Genomic DNA, 21,867 nt, shown 5'->3' on the forward strand with positions numbered 1-21,867 from the left:
TTGTTTAAAAAGGATGTTTGAATGTCGTTTCCACACTTATTAGAACCTTTAGATTTAGGCTTTACGCAGTTGAAAAATCGCGTATTAATGGGCTCTATGCACACAGGCTTAGAAGAAGAAAAAGGCGGATTTGAGAAACTGGCAGCGTTTTATAAAGAACGAGCCGCAGGCGGAGTAGGCTTAATTGTTACCGGTGGTATTGCGCCCAATATGCGAGGGCGCTTAGCCCCTCATGCATGCCAATTAAGTTTTCCATGGCAAGTCAGTAAACATAAAATTGTCACTGATGCAGTACACCAAGCAGGTGGCAAAATTTGTATGCAAATTCTACATGCTGGCCGCTATAGTTATCATCCATTCAGTTTAGCACCAAGCAAAATTCAAGCGCCAATCAATCCATTTAAACCTTCGGCAATGTCTTCAAGACAAGTCTTAGGCACCATTAAAGATTACGCTAGCAGTGCTTTGTTAGCTCATAAAGCGGGTTATGATGGCGTTGAAGTCATGGGGTCAGAGGGCTATTTAATCAATCAGTTTATTTGTTCACGAACCAATAAACGTACTGATGAATGGGGTGGCAGTTATGAGAACCGTATAAAATTTCCGCTTGCAATTGTTAAAGCCATTCGTGAAAAAGTTGGTAAAGAATTCATCATTGTATTTCGTTTATCAATGCTTGATTTAGTTGATAATGGCTCTACATGGGAGGAAGTGGTACAACTTGCTAAGTTACTTGAGCAAGCAGGCGTCAGCATTATTAATACAGGGATCGGCTGGCATGAAGCGCGTGTGCCAACGATTGCGACGAGTGTTCCTAGAGGTGCATTTGCTTGGGTTACAGAAAAACTTAAAAATGAAGTTAATGTCCCTTTAATAGCGACCAATCGGATTAATACCCCAGAAATAGGTGAGCAAATTATTGCTTCTGGACAAGCTGACATGGTGTCGATGGCAAGACCTTTTCTAGCTGATGCAGAATTTGTTAACAAGGCTGCTGCAAATCAAAGTAATCTCATTAATACCTGTATTGGCTGTAATCAGGCATGCTTAGATCATACTTTTTCAATGAAGCGTGCAACCTGTTTAGTTAACCCTCGCGCATGTTATGAGACAGAAATTAATTTTACTCCGACTAAAAACAAAAAACGTATTGCCGTAATGGGAGCCGGTCCTGCTGGTATGGCGTTTTCTGTCTATGCTGCTAGTCGTGGTCATGATGTCGTGTTGTTTGAAGCAAAGTCAGAGGTTGGTGGGCAATTTAACCTTGCGCGTAAAATTCCGGGCAAGGAGGAATTTAATGAAACCATTCGTTACTTTATCAATCAAATAAATATTCATCATGTTGATTTACGCTTAAACACTAAGTTAGATGCTAATGTACTAGCACAAGAAAAATTTGATGAAGTCGTCATATCTTCAGGTGTTGTACCGCGTGATTTGAAACTACCTGGTTTTGATGACCCACGAGTGGTCAATTATCAACAAGTACTTAATGGTGAAGTAGAAATAGGTCAAAGAGTTGCCTTAATAGGCGCCGGCGGTATTGGGTTTGATATGGCACACTTTTTATGTGAAAAAGAGTCCTCCACATTACAACCTGACAAATGGCTGAAGCAGTGGGGTATTGATAAGTCGTACCAACAGGCTGGTGGATTAACAGAAGAGGCAGAACACACTCCTAGCCGTGAAATATTTTTACTTCAACGTAAAACGACAAAAATGGGTAAAGGCCTAGGTAAGACAACAGGTTGGATCCATAGAAGCGTACTAAAACAACATCAAGTGAACATGAAAACAGGTGTTAGCTATGAAAAATTTGATGACCAGGGTTTACACATTAAAATTGATGATGTCACTGAGATCCTAGCCGTTGATAATGTTGTACTGTGTGCAGGGCAAGAGTCTAATCGTAGTTTGGTTGATGAGATGAAAGCAACCGGCTTACCAGTACATTTGATTGGTGGTGTTGATGTTGCTGCTGAACTTGATGCAAAACGTGCTATTCGTCAAGGTGCTGAGTTAGCAATGAGTATTTAATTTAATCCTAGTTTTGAAATCAATTTAACTCATAAAATCAAAAGCCTAATTTAAGTTAGGCTTTTTTTTTTGCTATGAATAATTCTATTTTTGTTCAATCGTGTAATCAAGACTGTAAAAATGCACTTCACTTTTACCATTCTTAAACTGGTTATAAACACCAGTTTTAAAGTAGCTAAACATATATTTTCAGTAGGTGATATCATGATTTACGCGAGTTTCACCATCCATTTTGATAATTAATTTAGAGTTTCCCATTGATATCAAACTTTGTTAGACCCTGAGTATTCAGTGGATCAAGATTTAGGCGTAAATATGAATTTTTACATATAGATGAATCACGATTACCGCTGTCTTTACGTGTTTAACGTTGTTGTTTTTGATCACAGCCCAGTAGTTATCCTTATTCGTTTTTCGAACACCCTCATAAACTAAGCGCAATAATGGGTGAGGGGTATAACCTACACCATGTTTGCATTGTCGAATGTTCCTTTATTGTGTAATTATAAAAATGTCATTTCGTCATTTTTAGCAGACTGTTTTTAACTGATCCACATGAATTAATTTACATTTACTCAGCAGATAACTGGTATTGGGAAAGTCAGTTTTAAAGTTATTCTAATAGACGTAATTCATTACGTAATTTGTATCCTCTCATATTCATCACTAATGCTTTTGAGCCTTTATCAACTTAAAAATGCTCATTCACAATGCCATTAAAGTTACTGTCTGTTGTCATTTCATTTTTGCTACCCGAGGTAGAATTGGGTGTAGATATTTGTAATTTAGACGCCACTAAAATAGCCGAAAATGTTGATATACTGATGGCGCTTCTTGTTCACCTGTTGCTTTTGGATGTGGATTTGTCGTTTGTGCCGATTCAGAAGTTGACGCACAAACTGACAATAGTGAGGCAGTGGGTAAACTTAATGGAATACATTTTGTGAACATCGATTAGGCTTAACTGATTAACATAAAAATCGTGGGCTATTTAGGGGGGGAAGCGCATAAAAAAAGACCGACTAGGCGGTCTTTAAGTGTAATATATTGAATCTAACCACGATAACCGAATAACTTATTGGTCATGATTTCTTCAGCTACATTCTCTGGTAATGCTTGTTGCCATTCACCCGGGCCACGGCCAATTTGCTTAAGAATTTCACGAGAGTAAATACTAAAGAGCTCTATATTGCTGGTTTCAATGCCTCTTATAAAGCCGTTATCGAGCAGGTGACGATAAAGGTAACGTAAATTATCAGGAACGTGTACATTCGATAAATCGTTGAGCTCACCTTTATCATTTAATTCAGGATATACATATAAACGCGTATTATCGGGGAATAGTTTACCAAAACCTTCTAAAATGCCTCCCTCTAAACCGCGATAAAATTCAACATCAAAAATTTGTTTAATGTTGATCATCCCAACGACAATACCGATTTGTAAGTTGGTAAATTGACGGAAGTAAGCTCGTAAAGAAAAATAGCGTGTGTAATCTGACACTAAGACGTTGTAACCTAATAAGTTTAGCAATCGGACACGTTCGAGGATGTCTTTTTCAGTCATATTGGCATCATGACCTTGTAGATCATTCAATGAGATTTCAGCAATTAAAACGGTATTGTCACTATTAACATCTTCTATTTCACCAAATGCTTTTTGACCTTGCTCAATCATATCAACATTGAGCTTAGTCACAGGTTTAAATGAACCACGAATGGTAAGTACATTTTTTTTGTAAAGCATTTCGGCAGGAACGCCAACGCTACCATCGGGTTTAAACATAACGGCACGGGTTTTCCAGCTGCGGATCAAATGAATATTTTTGGCTCTATTATCGATATCTTCAAAATATGGGCCTTTAAATTCAATCGAATCAATTTCAATCCGATTGGCTTTCATATTATCTGTTAAAGAATCAATTAGTGTTTTAGGATCTTCAAAATAATAGTAACTGCCATAAATTAAGTTAACGCCTAAAATACCAAGAGCTTGCTGCTGTGCTTCAGCGTTGTCGTCAAACATGCGCACATGTACCACGATGTCTGATGGCTCCGCCCCTGGATACATTTGTACTCTAACGCCGCACCAAGCATGGCATTCGTTATCACGATTGAAGCTTTTTGCTGCTACGGTGGCGGCATAACTAAAATAACGAGAAGAACGTGAACGCACATCTGCCACTCGTTCAACTACTAAATCATATTCTTGTTCCATCATGGCCAGTACTCGGCCTTTACTGACGTAACGACCATTTTGCTGAACACCATAAATGGCATCTGAAAACTTCATGTCATAAGCAGACATTGTTTTAGCTATGGTTCCCGCAGCGGCACCCGCAACAAAGAAATTACGTGCGACTTCTTGGCCTGCACCAATCTCTACAATTGTGCCGTATTTTTTATCATCTAAATTGAGTCGAAGGGCTTTTTCTTTGGTACTGCGAGAGCTGACTTGCTTATCCATATGACTTCCGGAATGGTTGTTAAAATAGCTTGCTAATCATAGTGTAAAGCTCACATTTTTTAAATGGTTTGATGGTATGTTCACAAAATTAACCCCATAAAAACAAAAAACACAGTGAATTAGACTGTGTTTTGTGCAAATTTGATACTAATTGAGCAAGATCATTCACCGACACTAAATCCTTATTACAAGGCGCTGAACAATCGTTTAAAAATACGCAAGCAGTATATTGTTGTTAAGTATAATTGTTACTGGCGATAATCTTCTAAAAAACGAGCAAACTCATTGAGTGCTTTAGTCAGATCTTCTTTGTGCGGTAAAAATACCACACGTAGATGATCTGGCTCTGGCCAGTTAAAAGCACTGCCTTGTACTAAAAGAATTTTTTTAGACTTGAGTAAATCTAATACTAATCTTTCGTCATCCCTTAGATTAAATTTTTTCATATCCAGTTTTGGAAATGCGTATAGTGCACCTTTTGGTTTCTTGCAGCTAACCCCAGGTATAGAGTTAAGCAAGTCATAACAAGCATCTCGTTGAACAGTTAAGCGACCATTAGGCAAAATTAGCTCATTAATTGATTGATACCCGCCTAGAGCAGTTTGAATTGCATGTTGATTAGGCACATTAGAACAAAGTCGCATCGAGGCAAGCATTTCAAGGCCTTCAATATAGCTTTTAGCGGCTTTTAAGTTGCCGGTAAGCATCATCCATCCGACACGAAACCCAGCTGCACGATAAGCTTTAGATAAGCCGTTAAAAGTGACAGTTAAAATATCATCGGACAATAAAGCCGCAGGAATATGTTTTGCATCGTCATAAAGAATTTTGTCATAGATTTCATCAGCAAAAAGAATCAAGTTATGTTGACGACAAATTTCAATGATATCTTCAATTAATTGTTTCGAATAAACAGCGCCAGTCGGATTATTGGGATTAATCAATACAATACCGCGCGTTCTTGGCGTTATTTTACTTTTAATATCATCAAGATCAGGAAACCAATCTGATTCCTCGTCACAGCGATAGTGAACAGCTTTACCACCAGCAAGGTTAGCTGCAGCGGTCCAAAGTGGGTAATCAGGTGAAGGAATCAGCATTTCATCATCACGATTGAGCAATCCTTGCATTGCCATAACGATTAACTCAGAAGCGCCATTTCCAATATAGATATCTTCAATATCAACACCAAATATGCCTTGAGATTGATAATGTTGCACAATGGCTTTACGTGCAGAAAACAAGCCTTTAGATTCACAATAGCCTTGAGCACTGGGTAAATTGAGAATAACGTCTCTGACAATTTCTTCTGGGGCTTCAAATCCAAATGGGGCAGGGTTGCCAATATTCAGCTTTAAAATACGGTGACCTTCGTCTTCTAAGCGACGAGCTTCTTTATGAACAGGTCCACGGATATCGTAGCAAACAGTATCTAATTTATTGGATTTGATAATTGGGCGCATTCTACTTCTCAACTAAATAACAACTAAGTTAGCGAACCATAACGAATTATTGTGCATTGTGGAAGTGGATATTTGGTAATTACTGAAAGAAATTTAGTGAATTATGCTGATAAATATAAACTTAAAAGACATAAAGCCTATTTTGATAGCGCCATACTGACTGGTCTTGGTGTTTTTCACTGCAAACAAACAAAAAAGCCAGCAATTAAGCTGGCTTTTATAGACTTTACAAGATGTGATTAAACACGCTTCTTGAATTCGCCTGTACGGGTATCGATTTCAATTTTATCGCCAACTTTTACGAAATCAGCAACGGTAACTGTACCACCACCAGTAATGGTAGCTGGCTTCATTACTTTACCTGAAGTATCGCCACGAGCAGAAGGCTCTGTATAAATAACTTCACGTACAATATGAACTGGTAACTCTACAGAAATAGCCTTGCCATTGTAGAAAGTCACTTGGCATTGATCTTCCATACCGTCAACAATATAAGCAGCTGCATCACCTAAGTTATCTGCTTCTACGTCATATTGGTTGTATTCTTCATCCATAAATACATACATAGGATCTGCAAAGTAAGAATACGTACAATCTAGACGTTCTAGAATGATATCTTCTAACTTGTCTTCGCCTTTGAAGGTTTGTTCTGTACCAGAATCAAGAAGCAAGTTTTTTAGTTTTAACTTAACGATTGCAGCGTTACGACCAGAACGAGTTGTTTCAGTTTTTTGAACAACCCATGGGCTGCCATCTAACATGATCACGTTACCAGGACGGATTTCATGAGCAGTTTTCATTACATTAATTTCCTATATTTTAGGTTTTCTATTTCGAGCAGTATCTTAGCTATTTTTGACGAATTGAACTAGTCGAGATGCCAGATCTGCATCATTTATTGCTGTAATTGGCCATTTTTTCACATGTTGTGCAAATGACAAATTAGTAAAATCGAGTCTTTGCCAATGATTGGCAACAGTTATTTGGTTACCTTGGTTGAACGCTAGGTTCAGTTCGCACCAATTCTTGGCTAAATCAGGCGCTAGATTATCGCAGTAAATTTGCATAAAAGCTTGTAATTTTATCAGGTGATAATCATCTTCTTGTGGGTAAATATGCCAAATAAATGGTTTTGCCGCCCATTGGGCACGTAAAAATGAGTCTTCACCACGCACAATGTTAAAATCACAACTCCATAGTAGCCGGTCATAACCTTGTTGATCCGTCATTGGCAGAACGTGTAGGGTGACATTACCTAATGAGATTTGCTGACCGACAATGAGATCTGCAATTTCACAGGGGAGTAGACTTGTAATGCTATTAAGACTTTTACCTTTGGGAATTAATACATGTATATTTGATTTGCATGTTTGCCAATATGTTATCAAGCTAAGCAAAGCTGGCGTTTCGTAACTGAAAACGGATATCACTTGATGTTCAGGTTTTATCCCCGTCAATCCCAATTGCTGAAACAAGCGCATTTTATTGGTATGGTCTGCTTGCCATGCATCTCGCTCAACAAAAAGGTTTTTCTCGCAAATTAGTCCACCAGTTTTGGATGTAAAACCGGGAAGGTAGAAAAATTTCTGTAATCCGCAAGCCTGAAATGAAGGTAAACCATGGCAACCTTCAACCCAGTCTTCAGCTGACAAGTACTCTAGGTTCAGCCAAATGGGGACTTTTGATGGGGTAAGCTGTTTTAGTTTAACTATCGATTCAATTATTTGTGAAGGTATTTCACATGCAAAAGCCTCAATTAGCACGTTACCTATACTAAAATGCGTAAGGTTTTCAGCTTTCCAGTGAAATATATTCACGCCATCAAACTGCTGCCTAGCAAGCTCTGGATTTAATCTAGCTAAAATATGTGAAAAGCTGTTAAGGTCATCAATCCATAAATTAACCTCGATTGAATATTCAGCGGCAAGTTGTTTTGCTAGCCGCCATGTGACACCAATATCGCCATAATTATCGACAACAACACAAAAGATATCCCATTGCTGGCGTGTGTTAGTTTGTTGAGAAGGCAGACTCATTCAAACCACCTGTTAATTTATTGCACAAAAAAAGCGGCCATTGCCGCTTTTTATTTAGTAACTTGACAATTAATCTTCAAGTTCTGCTAAACACATTTCTTCGTAAATCTGTTTAACCCAAGCGTCAACACGCTCCTCAGTTAATTCAGGTTGACGGTCTTCATCAATACCTAGACCAATAAAGTGATCATCATCTACGAGTCCTTTTGAGGCTTCAAAATCATAACCTTTAGTCGGCCAGTGACCGATGATAATGCCACCACGGTCTTTAACGATATCGCCAACCATACCCATAGCATCAAGAAAATACTCTGCATAATCTTCTTGGTCACCACAGCCAAAAATGGCAACTAACTTATCGTTAAAATCAATCTGCTCAAGTTCAGGGAAAAAATCATCCCAATCACATTGGGCTTCACCATAGTACCAAGTTGGAATACCAAAGATGAGTAAGTCGAATTCAGCAATTTGCTCTTTGGTACTTTTAGCGATGTCTTTAACATCGATCATGTTTTTACCCAGTTTTTTCTGGATCATTTTGGCGACAGCTTCGGTGTTACCTGTGTCGCTACCGAAAAATAGACCTACAGTTGCCATGGGGGTTTCCTTTCAATATTAAATCGCTAATTGCGATGTTTTAAATACGGTTCAGTTGTCGATTTGCTGTTGCAGTAGTTGTTCGATTAACTGGCTACGACTGATGTTACTGGCCAAAGCTTGTTGGTTCAAGGCATCATATAAATCTTGTGATACTTTTAACTCTATTCGCTTCAAACCATTAGCGCGATCACGCTGAATTTGGTTTCGTTTATTGATCTTTAATTGTTGTTCACGACTGAGCGGATTACTTCTGGGTCTTCCACGCCGTTTCTCGCTGTCAAAAAGATCAATGGTAGTTCTATCTGCAGTTTCTTTTGCCATGTCTCTAATTAACCAATTCCTGAGCCTTCCCAGGACACTTGAATAATGCCTTTTGTTACAAATCCGGCGCAGCCTAAAAATAAGACTCCCCACACTACATAGCGACCAAATTTGGGTACCTTGCCTTGCTTAAGCACATCATTGATGGCCATGCCGATAAAAAAGAAAATTGCGGCGAAAAACAAATTTAAGCCTATAGATTCAATCTGTTCCATATATTGATTCAACATACTTTACCCTAAACATTTTCTTTTGCGGCAAAAAAGAGGCGCGAATATATCATATTGGTGCTCTGTGGGCTACGGAATCATCGATAAATGCATCAATTTTTCAGAGTCAATTGGCAAGAAATTCAGCCACTATACGGTTAAATATCTCTGGTTTTTGGGCATGTAGCCAATGACCAGTTCCATTGAGTGTTTTAACATTGGCAGATGGAAATTGCTCAAGTATTTGCTCTCGATGATCGGCGGTAACGTAATCTGACTCACCACCTCGAATAAATAAACAGGGTTTATTGTATGGCGAAGGTGTGCTGCAGTCTTGTAACTGCCAACCGATAATACGGTCATAACTGTTAATTAGACCAGTAAGATTCATTTTCCATTCAAAGCCAGTTTCGGTTCGCTGTAGATTTTTTAATAAGAATTGAGCAACAGACTCTTCAATGCCGGCGTTAATAAGATGATTTAGCGCGGAAACTCGGGTTGTCTGATGATTAAGTACTAACGAGGTTAACCCTGCAAAAACCGTTTGATGCCGAGGATGATATGTTACTGGGGCGATGTCAGCTACAACAAGTGCATCTATTTTTAGTGGGTTTAAGAGGGCAGTAGCCATTGCTACTTTGCCTCCCATAGAATGACCTACTAGTTTGGCGCTTTTTAAAGACAACTCATTCATTAAATCAATCACAGCTTGAGCCAGTGCTGGGTAGTCCATGCAAGACCAATGAGGGCTCTGACCATGATTAGGTAAATCGACTCGAATAACTTGAAACCGGTTTTCTAAGGCTTTAGCAAGTGACTTTAAATTATCCAGATTTCCAAATAGTCCATGGAGTAAAATGACTGGCTGACCTTTTCCTGAGATAGCGTAATTCATCATGTTGTTTTATCTAATTATCACAAATTTAGTGGCGGCAAATTTTGAGCCAATGAGAAGATCAAATCAAGTTTTATGGATAGATATTGGCCATCAAAAGCGTCATTTATCTACAAAGATATGTTTTCAAGCTGAATATATATCAATTATCGGATTTTGAGCTTTATTCTTAGCTTAACCTTAGCTTAAACTGGCAATACTAATGATCAATATTGATCAAAAATAAAAACTAGATAGTAAACTAGCCGTTATTTAACAACTTAGTGTGGGTGGCTTTGTTAAATAATGTTTACAAGCAAAAGGATTACTGAAATGAAATACATTGAAATTGACGAAGAACTTTATCGTTTTATCGCTGGGAAAACAGAGCGTATAGGCGAAAGTGCTTCTGAAATTCTGCGTCGATTATTAAATTTGCCCGTAGAGCAAGTTGACGAGCAGCGTCCTGAAGCCATAAGCCAACCTGGTTTTGATGCATTAGATGCTAATGCCCGAGAAGCCTTATTTAATAAAGCTAAAAATATAGTTGAGCAATTAGTTACTCATCGTCCAAAAACATTATCAGTCACCAACTCAGAAGTCTTAGAACCACAAGTTGCTCAAACGTCTGTGCCGCAGTCAGTTAGTGAACTCAAATCAATTGATTCTCCTTTGCCTGAGTTTAACTTTGATGACTTAAAAGATAAAAAGTTAATTAGCGAGCAAAAGGGGGCCGTAGGTAGGTTTATGTTTTTACTTAGCGGTCTTGCAAACTTGGTTGGTAATGACTTTAACCAAGTACTCAAAATTCAAGGTAAGGGTCGTTTATATTTTGCATGCTCAAAACAAGAATTATTAGATGCAAGCCAATCTGCCAACCCGAAACAAATCGGTTCAAGTGGCTATTGGGTTACCACGAATAACAATACCGCTAAAAAGAAGAGGATTTTGACCGAAGCGTTAGTTTTATTGGGCTGTGATACAGAAAAAGCGCAATCTATTGCAAATTTTATTTAAATAGGAGAAGTGCCAGTGGCTATCCATGATCGAGCAGGGACGTTAGCAATACAGCAAGATTTAGTGAATATTCCTAAGTTAATGAGCTTTTATTATCGAATCATCCCTAATGTTGAAGATGTACAGCAAAAGGTCATATTTGGTACTTCCGGTCATCGTGGGAGTGCATTTAGCGCTAGCTTTAATCAAAATCATATTTGGGCAATAACTCAAGCTGTGGTGGATTATCGCAAAGCCGCTAACATCACTGGCCCAATGATTGTGGGTTATGACACTCATGCTTTGTCTTATGCAGCGTTTATGTCTGTAGTTGAAGTGTTAACAGCTAATCAGGTGAAAGTATTAATTCAAGCTAATGATGGTTTTACACCGACTCCGGTTGTGTCACAAAGCATCATTGCTGCCAATAAAGGCAAATCTACTGATTTAACCGATGGCTTAATTATCACGCCGTCTCATAATCCTCCTCAAGACGGTGGAATTAAATATAATCCTCCTCATGGTGGCCCCGCAGAAGGCAATATCACTAAGCAGATAGAAAATACTGCTAATGCTTACCTTGCTAACCATTTAAATGGCGTATGTAAAATAAACTATGGTGTCGCTTTACAATCAGGTTGGCTAACAGAGATTGATTTTATTGCCCCGTATGTTGAAGGTTTGGCAGAGGTGATTGACTTTGAAGCAATTAAAAAAGCTAACTTGCGTTTAGGGGTTGATCCTTTAGGTGGTTCAGGAATTTATTACTGGCAGAAAATTGCCGATAAATATGGTTTAGATATTACATTAGTCAATGAGAAGGTAGATCCTACTTTTAGTTTTATGACTTTAGATAAAGATGGCAAAATCCGTATGGATTGTTCATCTCCTTATGCTATGGCTGGCCTATTAGCATACAGTGAACAGTATGATCTGTGTGTCGGAAATGACCCTGATTATGATCGTCATGGCATTGTATGTCCTGGTTTTGGCTTAATGAATCCAAATCATTTTCTTGCTGTCGCAATCGATTATTTATTAACCCATCGTCCACAATGGTCAGCAGAACTAGCTATTGGTAAAACCCTGGTATCAAGTGCAATGATCGATCGGGTTTGTGCAAGCTTACAAAGAAACTGCTTAGAAGTTCCTGTTGGCTTTAAATGGTTTGTTGATGGCCTTGCCAACAATTCTATTGCTTTTGGTGGTGAAGAAAGTGCAGGTGCAGCTTTTTTAAAACGAGATGGTACCACTTGGTGTACAGACAAGGATGGCTTTATTCTTGCTTTATTAGCGCTAGAGATATTAGCCGTAACAGGCAAAACACCTGCACAGCGTTATCAAGAGTTAACCAAACAATTTGGTGAGAGTTTTTATACCCGCATAGATAGCCCAATTAGTTTGAAGAAAAAAGCAAAATTTGAACAATTAAATGCACAAAGCTTTATTGAAACTGAATTAGCTGGTGAAGAAATAATCGCCATTTTATCCCATGCTCCAGGTAATAATGCTGCAATAGGTGGGATTAAGGTGACGACTGCTAATGGGTGGTTTGCTGCGAGACCATCGGGTACCGAAGCATTATTTAAAATATATGCAGAAAGTTTTGTGAGTGAACAACATTTACAAGATATAGTTGCGCAAGCACAACTGATGATAGATGGTGCATTAAAAAATTAATTTATAAATTATTGCTATTTCAATGGCGCGCAAAAATTTGTGCGCCATTTTTTGTTGTCACCGATTTTAAAATGAATTTTGAGCTGTTTGAAAGCTAAGGGTTCGATGTTTGAATGATATTTTTGTAGGCTATGACGCATATGTAATTCTATTAAATTACTTTCGTAGCCTAGCCATCACATTTAGCACTTCTTGGTAACTGGTACCATATTCACGCGCAAGATTAATAATTTTTGTTTTATAGGTTTGTATTTTTTCTTGTTTCAGCAAGTCCGATTGTTTTGCATCAACGATTTCGTTTATGGTTTCTTGGAGTAATTTAAGGCGACGGACACTATAATCTAATGATTCGATATAAGCTGCCATTTGTTGTTTGTTTCGTGCATTTTTAAGATCGCTAGTGGTTTTTTTTTCAAACTCAAATTCGTCAAAAGCGTTCAATACACGTTCAAGTTCTAAATCGTTCTTCATAAGTTAAAATTCAAGCGATAAAAAATTAATTATAAACATCATTCGCTTATTAGTCATTAGAATTAGTTATTTATATAAGTACAACACAAGATAAACAGTGGAATAGATAGTGGTTACAATGTAAACAACTTAGTTGTGCATGGTTACATTTTTCAGTAACCTAATGATATAAAATACTTTGTTGCACGGAGGCGTTATGCTTGATTTACTTCCAGATTTGTTCGACCAATACCCCACAGAACTCCATCTTATATCAATCCCTTGGCAGCATTATGGTAATAGACCATTATTTTTTGGCGAGGTAGTGACCGTTAAGTGTTTTGAAGATAATTCAATGGTAAAAGCTGAATTAGCAAAGCCTGGTCACGGCAAAGTGTTGGTTGTTGATGGCGGAGGCTCTACAAGAAGAGCATTATTAGGTGATTTAATTGCCAGTTGTGCTGTTGATAACGGTTGGGAAGGTATTGTCATATACGGATGTATCAGGGATGTTTCCACAATTAATACCATGAACATTGGAGTAAAGGCGATTGGCACTAACCCAATAAAAACAGACAAGCGTGACATTGGCGATGTAGGAATTACTCTTGAATTAAATTCAACCCGTGTCACTAACGGTATGTATATCTATGCTGATTTAAATGGTGTCGCGGTTAGTCGTCATGCATTAAGTATTAAATAGATCTATAACTATATAAATTTAAGCCTTGTTGATAAGTAAGGAAGCGTAATGAAAATTATAAAGTGGCTAGTCATTGCAATATTGTTATTTTTTGCCAGTATCGCGATATATCTTACCGTGTTTTTCAACATTAATGATTTCAAACCGCAAGTTGTTGAAGCAGTCAAAAAGCAAACTGGTCGTGATTTAGCAATTAATCAAGATCTCAGTTGGAGTTTTTTTCCTACTCTCGGTATTAATATCGGTGCGATAACCTTTAGTAATCCAGCATCATTTAATCCAGTGCATATGCTTGAAGTCAATCAAGCAACGGCGAGTGTTGCATTTATGCCCCTGCTAAGTAAACAAGTCGAGCTTAAGCAACTTACATTAGATGGTTTGACAATTAACCTAGTGACTAACAAGCAAGGCAAAACCAGTTTTGACGGTTTACATTCAACGAAGCCAGCCGCTACATCAGATTCAGCGCCTGATGTGACTAAAACTGATCAACAAGCGGGGTTAAATGGTTTTGCCGTCGGGGCCGTTTCGCTCACGAATATTCAAATTAATCTTATTGATCAACAACAGGATTCTAAACAGTCATTTAAGTTAAATTCATTTACGCTTAGTCAATTCATGTTGGGGCAAGTATCTGATATGGCTTATGAATTCGAAGTTCAATTACCGGAAATAACATTAACCTCAACTGGTAGTGGCCAATTTAAAATTTCACAAGATCAACAAAATATCATTATTAGCGAGCTTAAGATGGCCAATCTTGCCAAGGGCGATTCATTGCCCAATCAGGCATTAGAGGCCAATTTTACCAGCGATATAGCAATTGATTTAGGTAAACAACAAATGGCTATAGACCTAACTGCCATGAAGTTACTTGATATTGAGGTTGTTGCTAAAGTTGCGGTTAATTACGCTAATGCCATTCCTGTAATCAAAGCGGATTTAGATTTTGGTGATATTGATTTAGATTCCTTATTACCCAAGGATGACTCGCAAGCATCTACGGCGTCAACAGTTCCAAAAGAGGTTGTCGCTGAACAAGAACCAGATTTATCAGCACTAAAAACCCTTGATGTAACTGTTAATCTAACGGCTAAATCTATCAAAGTAAGCAATTTGGTGACCAAAAATTGGCAAATGAAAACTAGGATAAAAAACGGTATTGTTGATATTAATAAACTGAGTGCTGAGTTATATGAAGGCAAGTTAGCTCTCAACGCTAAACTTGATGCCAGAAATAAAGTGCCAAGCTATCAGTTTGAAAATTCGCTTTCAGGCGTGCAGATCCGGCCATTAATGACTGATTTAGCCGAAATGGATTTATTATCTGGCCACGCAAATTTTACAGCCAAAGGAAACGGTAAAAGTTTGAAGCCCAGCTCACTGAAACAAAACCTATTAGCGAATGGTCAATTTGAGATTACTGATGGTTCACTTTATGGAGTTAATATCCCACAAATGATAAGAAGCGCACAGAAAAAACTCAGTGGTGACTTATCTGCTAGTGATGTGCAAGAATTAAAAACAGATTTTACCAGTTTAACTGGTACATTTAGTTTAAAAGAAGGATTGTTTAATAACCCTGATTTAGCGATGTCTTCACCGCTGATAAGAATTAATGGCAAGGGTGGGGCAAATATTCTCACCGAAGAAATTGATTACCAATTAACCACCAAAATTGTTGGTTCATTGACTGGTCAAGGAGATAGCACATCTATGGCTGGTATTGATATCCCTTTATCTATCAGTGGTAGTTTTAAACAACCAAAGTTTGGTTTAGATACAGAAGCGTTAATGAAAGGTCAACTAAAGCAAGAGGCGGATAAAGCGAAAGATAAACTTAAAGACAGTTTATTTAAAAAGCTAGGGGCTTTTTAAATTAAAAAATACTAGTAAAAAAGCGGCTTGTATCTAAACAAGCCGCTTTTTTTATATCATTTGTCTTGATGTCATTTAAGAGTTAGATATCAATAACTTTAGCATTTGTCCAGGTTGAATATACTTACTATCTTGCAAGCTGTTCCACTCAATGAGTTCTGATACCGTGACTTTATATTTAGCCGCTATTCGAGCCAGCGAGTCACCAGAACGAACTTTGTAACTGACAATTTTGCCATTTATATCACTAGTGTTGACTACTTGCTTAGGATAAAAAATGATATTTTGTCCTATTTTTAATGGTTTACTTTGATCAATTTTATTCCATTTTAAAATCTGAGCAACGGTCACATTATTAGACCGAGAAATACCCCATAAGCTATCACCAGATTTCACTTTATAAACCTGCTGTGTGTTACTGCTCAGTACAACTGGTTTACGTGCCAAAGTTTGTTCCGTTGCAAGTGCTGGTAAATCAGGGTCAATGGTAGCTACAGGAATAATTAAGTACCGTCCGGCGATAATATTATTTCCCTTGATACCATTACTGCTTCTGATCAAACTGGCTGATGTTTCAAATCGACTTGCGATTTCACTGATGCTGTCACCAGACTTAATTTTGTATCTCACCCAATTAATTCGTGAGTCTGGATCAATTGCTGCTAAAGACTGTTTAAATTGATCTGCATTGTCAGATGGTATAGCAAGATAATGTGGTCCTGTAGGGGCTGTTGCCCATCGTTTTAAACCAGGATTTAACCGCTTAATTTCATCTAAACTCACTCCGGCCAATTGAGCGGCTAAATTGAGGTCTATTTGACTGTCAATATTAACCATCTCAATCGCAGGCCGGTTTTGAATTGGGTACAGTGGTAACCCTAATTGCTGGGAGTTTTTGATAATGTCAGCTAGCGCTAATAACTGAGGTAAATAATGCGCTGTTTCTCTTGGTAAATCTAACTTCCAGAAGGTGGTTTCTTTACCTTTACCTTCGTTCTTCTTGATCGCATTGAATACTCTGCCTTCGCCAGAATTATAAGCTGCAATAGCATAGTTCCAATTATTACCCATTTTTTTATACAGGTATTCTAATAAGTCCAATGCGGCAATTGTGGACGCTCTAATATCTCGACGACCGTCATACCACCAATCAGATTTGACACCAAAGGTGGCGGCGGTTGGCGCGGTTAGCTGCCATAAACCCGATGCATGGCTTTGAGAGTAGGCTGTTGGAATAAATGCACTTTCAATGACAGGCAGCAAAGCCAGTTCAGTTGGTAAGTTACGTTTTTCAACTTCTTCAACAATATAATATAAAAATGGTGCCGCGCGTTCCGTCACAATTTCAAGGTGTTTTGGATTGTCTATGTACCACTGTCGATATTGAGCAACAAGGTCTTTATCAACAATTGTCAATTGCATACCGTCACGGATCCGTTGCCAAATTTCGGTAACTTCTGCAACATCTTGCTCAATATCAGCCAAAGAAGTAGAGGTTACTTTTTTTGCCTGAGTGGTATTTTTTATCGGCTGAGGGGTTTCAATGATATTAATGTCATTTTCAGGTGTAACTGTCTGACAACCAGTAACTAGCATGATAGTGGCCGCAAGCAGCGATAACTTTGTTTTCATTAATTAAACATCCTACAAATCAGCGATATAGCTTTGAATTTATTAAACTTACACAGTAAAGTTATGCGGGTAAAAACCTTATTTTATAACCGCGAATCGCACATTGTAGATGAAATCAAATTCATTGTCTTATTAATCTATATTTAACTAGCTTAAAAGTTATCTTTATATTGTCTAAGTAAAGTAAATGCTTGAATTTCATTAGATATAATTTGGTTAAAATGTGAGGAAAGTTGTAGTTGAACTTCAGTTGTTTCACATCTTAAAAATGGATTGATTTGTGATTCGGTTTCGATTGTAGATGGAATTGTGGCTTGGTTAAGTTTTCTTAGTGAAATGACTTTTTTTTGATATGAAGACAACGCAACATTATCTGGCATAACAACTTTAGCAAAGGCAAGGTTAGCTTCGGTATATTCATGTGCACAATATACTTTGGTTTCTTTAGGAAGAGCCGCCAGTAAACTTAACGACTTCGCCATCTGCTCCGCTGTGCCTTCGAATAAACGCCCACAGCCACCACTAAATAGCGTATCACCACAAAATAAGTTTCCGTCAATCAAATATGCAAGATGTCCGCTTGTGTGTCCTGGTACAGATATCACCCTTATAGATGAATCTAACTCTGCAATATTTAGCGTCATTTGCGAATGTTCACTTAACACAATCGGTACGGTTATACCGCTGATGTTTTCATTACCGGGCCCATAAACCGCAAGTGTATTGTTATAATGTTGTTGGAGTAACTCTATGCCCCCCGTATGATCATTGTGATGATGGGTCACTAAAATTGCCGCAAGCTGAATTTCATGTTGTTCTAAATAGCTTATAACAGATTTAGCGCAACCAGGGTCAACGACAATCGCCGCTCTATTTGTGGGCCTGATTAACCAGATATAGTTATCGGTGAATGCGGGAATTGTGTGTATTTGAATCATGTTAAATCTCGAATAACGCTATTAGTTTTGGTAGAGTTAAGATACCGCCAAGGTATAGTAATGTATAGCTTGAAATGAGTTAAGTTAAGTGGAGTCAGTTGGCTAATGGATATTGCTTCAAATGAACAAATCAAGCCCATGCAATGGCAAGATCTGTGTTGTGGGTCATTGATTGAAAAAGAAATAGAAGCAAACTTAGCCTTATGGTGGCCGCGGATCTTTGGTTATCATTTTCTTAAATTGGGCCCATTAAGCTCTGACATTAATACATTACACTGTCAAATCAATCATCACTTCAGCCTTTATGAAGAAGAGGGCGCAGACGTACAAGCTTCTCATCAGCACTTACCTTTACAAAATAACAGTATAGATGCTGTACTTATGGCAAATTTGCTTGAATACGAACAAGATCCTTATCGTGTATTAAGAGAATCGGACAGGGTGCTGGTGTCAGGGGGCTATATTTTTATTATCGGCTTCAATCCTGTTAGTCCGACTTTTATTGGCAAATTATTGCCCAAATACCAAACTCGTATACCTTGGAATGGACAATTTTTTATGCCTTCACGAGTAAAAGATTGGATGGGACTATTGGGTTATCAGGTTTTAGCTGATGAGCGCATGGTATATCACCATTTATTATCTGAACCGTCTAAAAGTATTTATTGGCAAAAATTATTAGCTAAATGGTTACCAAGTACTGGCAGCTTATATTTTATCGTAGCCAGAAAATTAGATTGCCCGCTAACACCAACTAGAGAAAAGCAAAGCGTTAAAACAAAAGGTTGGGCAACCGCACCCACCGCCGGACGAGCAGGCTTTAAAATTAATCCAAATAATATCGACAAATAACGATCAGTTGGCTTGATAACCTTCATCAACTTGAAGATTGTTGCCCATCGCTGCATGTCTTGCTAAATCATCACAGCGTTCATTTTCAATATGGCCCGCATGGCCTTTTACCCAACGCCAATCAATGTGATGTTTTTGTGCAACTATATCTAATCGTTGCCATAAATCGACATTTTTTACGGGTTGTTTAGTGGAAGTTTGCCAGTTATTTTTTTTCCAACCATGGATCCAGGATGTGATCCCTTGGCGCATATACTGGCTATCACTGACTAAAATGATTTGGCATTCATCATATAAAGATTCTAATGCAACGATTGGCGCTAACAGTTCCATGCGGTTATTAGTTGTTAGTGCATATCCACCAGAAAGCTCTTTGATTTGAGTTTTGTATTTCATTACCACCCCATATCCACCGGGGCCAGGATTACCCAAACAAGAACCATCAGTAAAAATGCGTAGTTGTTTCAGATTTTTCATTCAGTTGGTACACTAAGTCCGCATAGTCATTTTCGCTAGTATACGCATTACAACCTTAAGATGAATAAATAAATGAATATTGTTTCTTCTGCTCCACGTCAAATTATTCTTGATACAGAAACCACGGGGATGAACCAAGCTGGAGGTCCCGTCTATATCGGCCACCGCATTATTGAGATTGGTTGCGTTGAAGTCATCAATAGAAAATTGACCGGAAGAACCTACCATCAGTATATCAATCCTGGACAATCAATTGATGAAGAAGCAATTCAAGTACATGGAATAACCAACGAACGTGTTGCCAATGAACCAAGATTTCATCAAATCGCTAAAGAATTTATCGATTTTATTGATGGAGCTGAAATCGTTGCACATAACGCTAACTTCGACGTGAGCTTTATGGATCATGAGTTTTCCAAACTTAATCCTGTAGGCCCTAAAACCGCAGATATATGCCAAATACTCGATAGTTTAGCAATCGCAAAACTGCTGCACCCGGGGCAAAAGAATAATCTAGATGCCTTGTGTAAGCGCTACGGTATCGATAATAGTCGTCGAACTTACCATGGCGCACTTTTAGATGCTGAAATTCTAGCGGATGTTTATTTGATTATGACCGGTGGTCAAATCAAATTTAATTTATCCAGTGAAAAGCCAGGCCAAGAAGCGGGGGGCATTAAAAGAATTGATACAAATGCGTTTAATCTTAAAGTGATCGCAGCTTCGGCCGATGAAATAGTATTACATGAACAAAGACTTGATTTAGTAGCTAAATCAGGAAAGTGCCTCTGGAGAGGATCAAATACTTAATGCAATGGCTGCGTCTATCATTTTTCAGTAGTGTGTTATTTTTTGCCTGCGCTATCTCTGTATCGCAAGCTAGCACTGAAACAACTCCATCTCAAGAATTTGCAGGTTATGTGCCTGCATCTTATGCAATGGAACTTAAAAATCGATTCAGAATCGATCATAAGGTCGAGCAAGTTACCTTAATCATTCAACGTAATTATGGTTCTTCCCCTGTGGTTGTTGTACTTCCAGATGGCAGCAAATGGTATGCATCACGTCATCCGGAATCTGTGAAGTGGTTAGACGGTATAACAGGGGACTTTATTTCTATTAAGAATCCAATGCCGGGGCCTTGGCAATTGTTAGGCGATATTTTGCCTGATTCTAAAATAGAAAAAGTATCGGATATCAATATTGATGTTGAGCCGCTTCCGCAGCCACTTTATCAAGGTGAACGCCTTAAAGTAACAGCTAGACTTACAGCAGATGATTTAACCATGCGTATGCCGGGTTTAGAGTATATGGTGGAGTGGACCTCAAAGTTTATTAGCGATCATCGCCCTGGTGATGACAACTTTGCTACCGGCACGATAATTGTTGGTGCATACAAAGATAATGGAGAAGGCTTAGATGAGAAGCCTGATGATGGTGTCTTTACCGGAAGTAAAAACCTAGACCAACCCGCAGGTCATTACACTTTTAAAGTCACTGCACGAAATAATATTTTTGAGCGTGAATTTACCATGCCATTCCTACTATCTCGTCAACCTGTTACGGTCAAAATGATTGCTCCAGAAGACCCTTTGCAAGGCACATGGCATTTACAATTACAAGTTGATGAAGCGGAAGTTTTATTATCACAAACACATTTTCATTTTGAACTTGTTGGGCCTGCAGGCTTGCAATTGCCGATTGTGCTATTGGATATGCCAAAACCTGAGCTTATGCTCGCTTTGCCTAGAGTAACTGAATTTGGAAGTTATCGGGTTAAAGGGACGGTGGTCAGTACCACAATTCGTGGACGAGAAATATTTCTCAGCATACCGGAAATGTTTTTTAACTTAATTGAGCCACCAGAGCCACCTCCAAGCCAAGAGGAGCTTGATGCACGTGCTGCAGCTATTGCCGCTGTTGAAGAAGCTAAAGCCAGAGAAAATGCCATATTTTGGATTGTGGCGGTGAATATTGGTTTACTCATTTTAGGAATCGTTGCACTCATTATATGGCGCAAGAAGCAAAGCTTAGCAAAAGCGATTGCCGCTGCTGAGCTAAGGCTTCAACAAGAAAATAAAGATAAGCCGAAAACAGAGTCATCAGAAGGGCAACTTGATTTGGACGATTTAGATTTAACCATTCCTGATGAAAAACTGTAGTCTGAGTAAAACTTGGTTATTTTTAATGCTTTTCAATTGAAATTGAACATTTTTTAACTAAACAGAATTAAAAATATAAAAAAGGGTTGACGC

General features: G+C 38.3%; 20 protein-coding genes. 8 read left to right on the forward strand and 12 right to left on the reverse strand.

All coding sequences use genetic code 11. The annotated features are described in order from the left end of the window. The first annotated feature begins 21 nt into the window (after positions 1-21). Entirely contained in the window at positions 22-2,037 is a 2,016-nt protein-coding gene (locus HBH39_RS08625) for an NADPH-dependent 2,4-dienoyl-CoA reductase (protein ID WP_167677399.1), read from the forward strand. A gap of 1,053 nt (positions 2,038-3,090) precedes the next feature. Here HBH39_RS08625 and HBH39_RS08630 read toward each other — a convergent pair. The 8 genes from HBH39_RS08630 to HBH39_RS08665 form a co-directional block, all read right to left on the reverse strand. Beyond that, positions 3,091-4,503 (reverse strand): TonB-dependent receptor, encoded by a 1,413-nt coding sequence (locus HBH39_RS08630; protein WP_167677401.1) that lies wholly within the window; start codon positions 4,501-4,503, stop codon positions 3,091-3,093. Between the two features lie 248 nt (positions 4,504-4,751). Then, positions 4,752-5,966: a pyridoxal phosphate-dependent aminotransferase gene (locus HBH39_RS08635; protein ID WP_167677403.1), complete on the reverse strand. Its 1,215-nt coding sequence runs from the start codon at positions 5,964-5,966 to the stop codon at positions 4,752-4,754. Positions 5,967-6,205: 239 nt separating this feature from the next. Further along, positions 6,206-6,766, reverse strand: a complete 561-nt coding sequence (efp, locus tag HBH39_RS08640; RefSeq protein WP_167677405.1) for an elongation factor P — start codon at positions 6,764-6,766, stop codon at positions 6,206-6,208. 45 nt (positions 6,767-6,811) lie between these two features. Next, positions 6,812-8,002 (reverse strand): elongation factor P maturation arginine rhamnosyltransferase EarP, encoded by a 1,191-nt coding sequence (earP, locus tag HBH39_RS08645; protein WP_167677408.1) that lies wholly within the window; start codon positions 8,000-8,002, stop codon positions 6,812-6,814. A 69-nt stretch (positions 8,003-8,071) separates the two neighbouring features. Next, positions 8,072-8,599 (reverse strand): flavodoxin FldA, encoded by a 528-nt coding sequence (gene fldA, locus HBH39_RS08650; RefSeq protein WP_167677410.1) that lies wholly within the window; start codon positions 8,597-8,599, stop codon positions 8,072-8,074. Between the two features lie 51 nt (positions 8,600-8,650). Then, positions 8,651-8,923, reverse strand: coding sequence for a LexA regulated protein (gene ybfE, locus HBH39_RS08655; protein WP_167677412.1), 273 nt, complete (start codon positions 8,921-8,923; stop codon positions 8,651-8,653). An 8-nt stretch (positions 8,924-8,931) separates the two neighbouring features. Beyond that, on the reverse strand, positions 8,932-9,153 hold the full coding sequence (locus HBH39_RS08660; RefSeq protein ID WP_167677414.1) for a DUF2788 domain-containing protein: 222 nt from the start codon (positions 9,151-9,153) through the stop codon (positions 8,932-8,934). A 106-nt stretch (positions 9,154-9,259) separates the two neighbouring features. Then, the gene (locus tag HBH39_RS08665; protein WP_167680020.1) at positions 9,260-10,027 is read right to left on the reverse strand and encodes an alpha/beta fold hydrolase; all 768 of its coding nucleotides are present in this window, start codon (positions 10,025-10,027) and stop codon (positions 9,260-9,262) included. A gap of 312 nt (positions 10,028-10,339) precedes the next feature. Here HBH39_RS08665 and seqA point away from each other — a divergent pair, with 312 nt between their 5' ends. Both seqA and pgm read left to right on the forward strand, forming a co-directional pair. After that, positions 10,340-11,023 (forward strand): replication initiation negative regulator SeqA, encoded by a 684-nt coding sequence (seqA, locus tag HBH39_RS08670; protein WP_167677416.1) that lies wholly within the window; start codon positions 10,340-10,342, stop codon positions 11,021-11,023. A gap of 15 nt (positions 11,024-11,038) precedes the next feature. Continuing rightward, on the forward strand, positions 11,039-12,682 hold the full coding sequence (gene pgm, locus HBH39_RS08675) for a phosphoglucomutase (alpha-D-glucose-1,6-bisphosphate-dependent) (RefSeq protein WP_167677418.1): 1,644 nt from the start codon (positions 11,039-11,041) through the stop codon (positions 12,680-12,682). 156 nt (positions 12,683-12,838) lie between these two features. Here the strand turns inward: pgm and HBH39_RS08680 are convergent, their stop codons facing one another. Then, positions 12,839-13,153: a ribonuclease E inhibitor RraB gene (locus HBH39_RS08680; protein WP_167677421.1), complete on the reverse strand. Its 315-nt coding sequence runs from the start codon at positions 13,151-13,153 to the stop codon at positions 12,839-12,841. A 196-nt stretch (positions 13,154-13,349) separates the two neighbouring features. On the opposite strand from HBH39_RS08680, the gene HBH39_RS08685 reads away from it, so the two are divergent. Together HBH39_RS08685 and HBH39_RS08690 are read left to right on the forward strand one after the other, a co-directional pair. After that, entirely contained in the window at positions 13,350-13,835 is a 486-nt protein-coding gene (locus tag HBH39_RS08685; protein WP_167677423.1) for a putative 4-hydroxy-4-methyl-2-oxoglutarate aldolase, read from the forward strand. A 48-nt stretch (positions 13,836-13,883) separates the two neighbouring features. Then, positions 13,884-15,713, forward strand: a complete 1,830-nt coding sequence (locus HBH39_RS08690; protein ID WP_167677425.1) for an AsmA family protein — start codon at positions 13,884-13,886, stop codon at positions 15,711-15,713. 75 nt (positions 15,714-15,788) lie between these two features. On the opposite strand, the gene HBH39_RS08695 is transcribed toward HBH39_RS08690, so the two are convergent. Together HBH39_RS08695 and gloB are read right to left on the reverse strand one after the other, a co-directional pair. Then, on the reverse strand, positions 15,789-17,345 hold the full coding sequence (locus tag HBH39_RS08695) for a LysM peptidoglycan-binding domain-containing protein (protein ID WP_167677427.1): 1,557 nt from the start codon (positions 17,343-17,345) through the stop codon (positions 15,789-15,791). Between the two features lie 152 nt (positions 17,346-17,497). Further along, on the reverse strand, positions 17,498-18,283 hold the full coding sequence (gloB, locus tag HBH39_RS08700; RefSeq protein WP_167677429.1) for a hydroxyacylglutathione hydrolase: 786 nt from the start codon (positions 18,281-18,283) through the stop codon (positions 17,498-17,500). A 105-nt stretch (positions 18,284-18,388) separates the two neighbouring features. Between gloB and HBH39_RS08705 the strand changes: the two genes are divergently transcribed. After that, positions 18,389-19,135, forward strand: coding sequence for a class I SAM-dependent methyltransferase (locus HBH39_RS08705; protein ID WP_167677431.1), 747 nt, complete (start codon positions 18,389-18,391; stop codon positions 19,133-19,135). 3 nt (positions 19,136-19,138) lie between these two features. Here HBH39_RS08705 and rnhA read toward each other — a convergent pair whose 3' ends face one another. Then, a complete protein-coding gene (gene rnhA, locus HBH39_RS08710) occupies positions 19,139-19,612 on the reverse strand; it encodes a ribonuclease HI (protein ID WP_167677435.1) in 474 nt (157 codons plus the stop codon). A 72-nt stretch (positions 19,613-19,684) separates the two neighbouring features. On the opposite strand from rnhA, the gene dnaQ reads away from it, so the two are divergent. Both dnaQ and HBH39_RS08720 read left to right on the forward strand, forming a co-directional pair. Next, positions 19,685-20,422, forward strand: coding sequence for a DNA polymerase III subunit epsilon (dnaQ, locus tag HBH39_RS08715; protein ID WP_167677438.1), 738 nt, complete (start codon positions 19,685-19,687; stop codon positions 20,420-20,422). After that, positions 20,422-21,774, forward strand: a complete 1,353-nt coding sequence (locus HBH39_RS08720; protein WP_167677440.1) for a TIGR03503 family protein — start codon at positions 20,422-20,424, stop codon at positions 21,772-21,774. The genes dnaQ and HBH39_RS08720 overlap by 1 nt, the downstream gene beginning before the upstream one ends. The last annotated feature ends 93 nt before the right edge of the window (positions 21,775-21,867 follow it).

The sequence above is a fragment of the Shewanella aestuarii genome (assembly GCF_011765625.1).
GTDB classification, from domain to species: Bacteria; Pseudomonadota; Gammaproteobacteria; order Enterobacterales; family Shewanellaceae; genus Shewanella; species Shewanella aestuarii_A.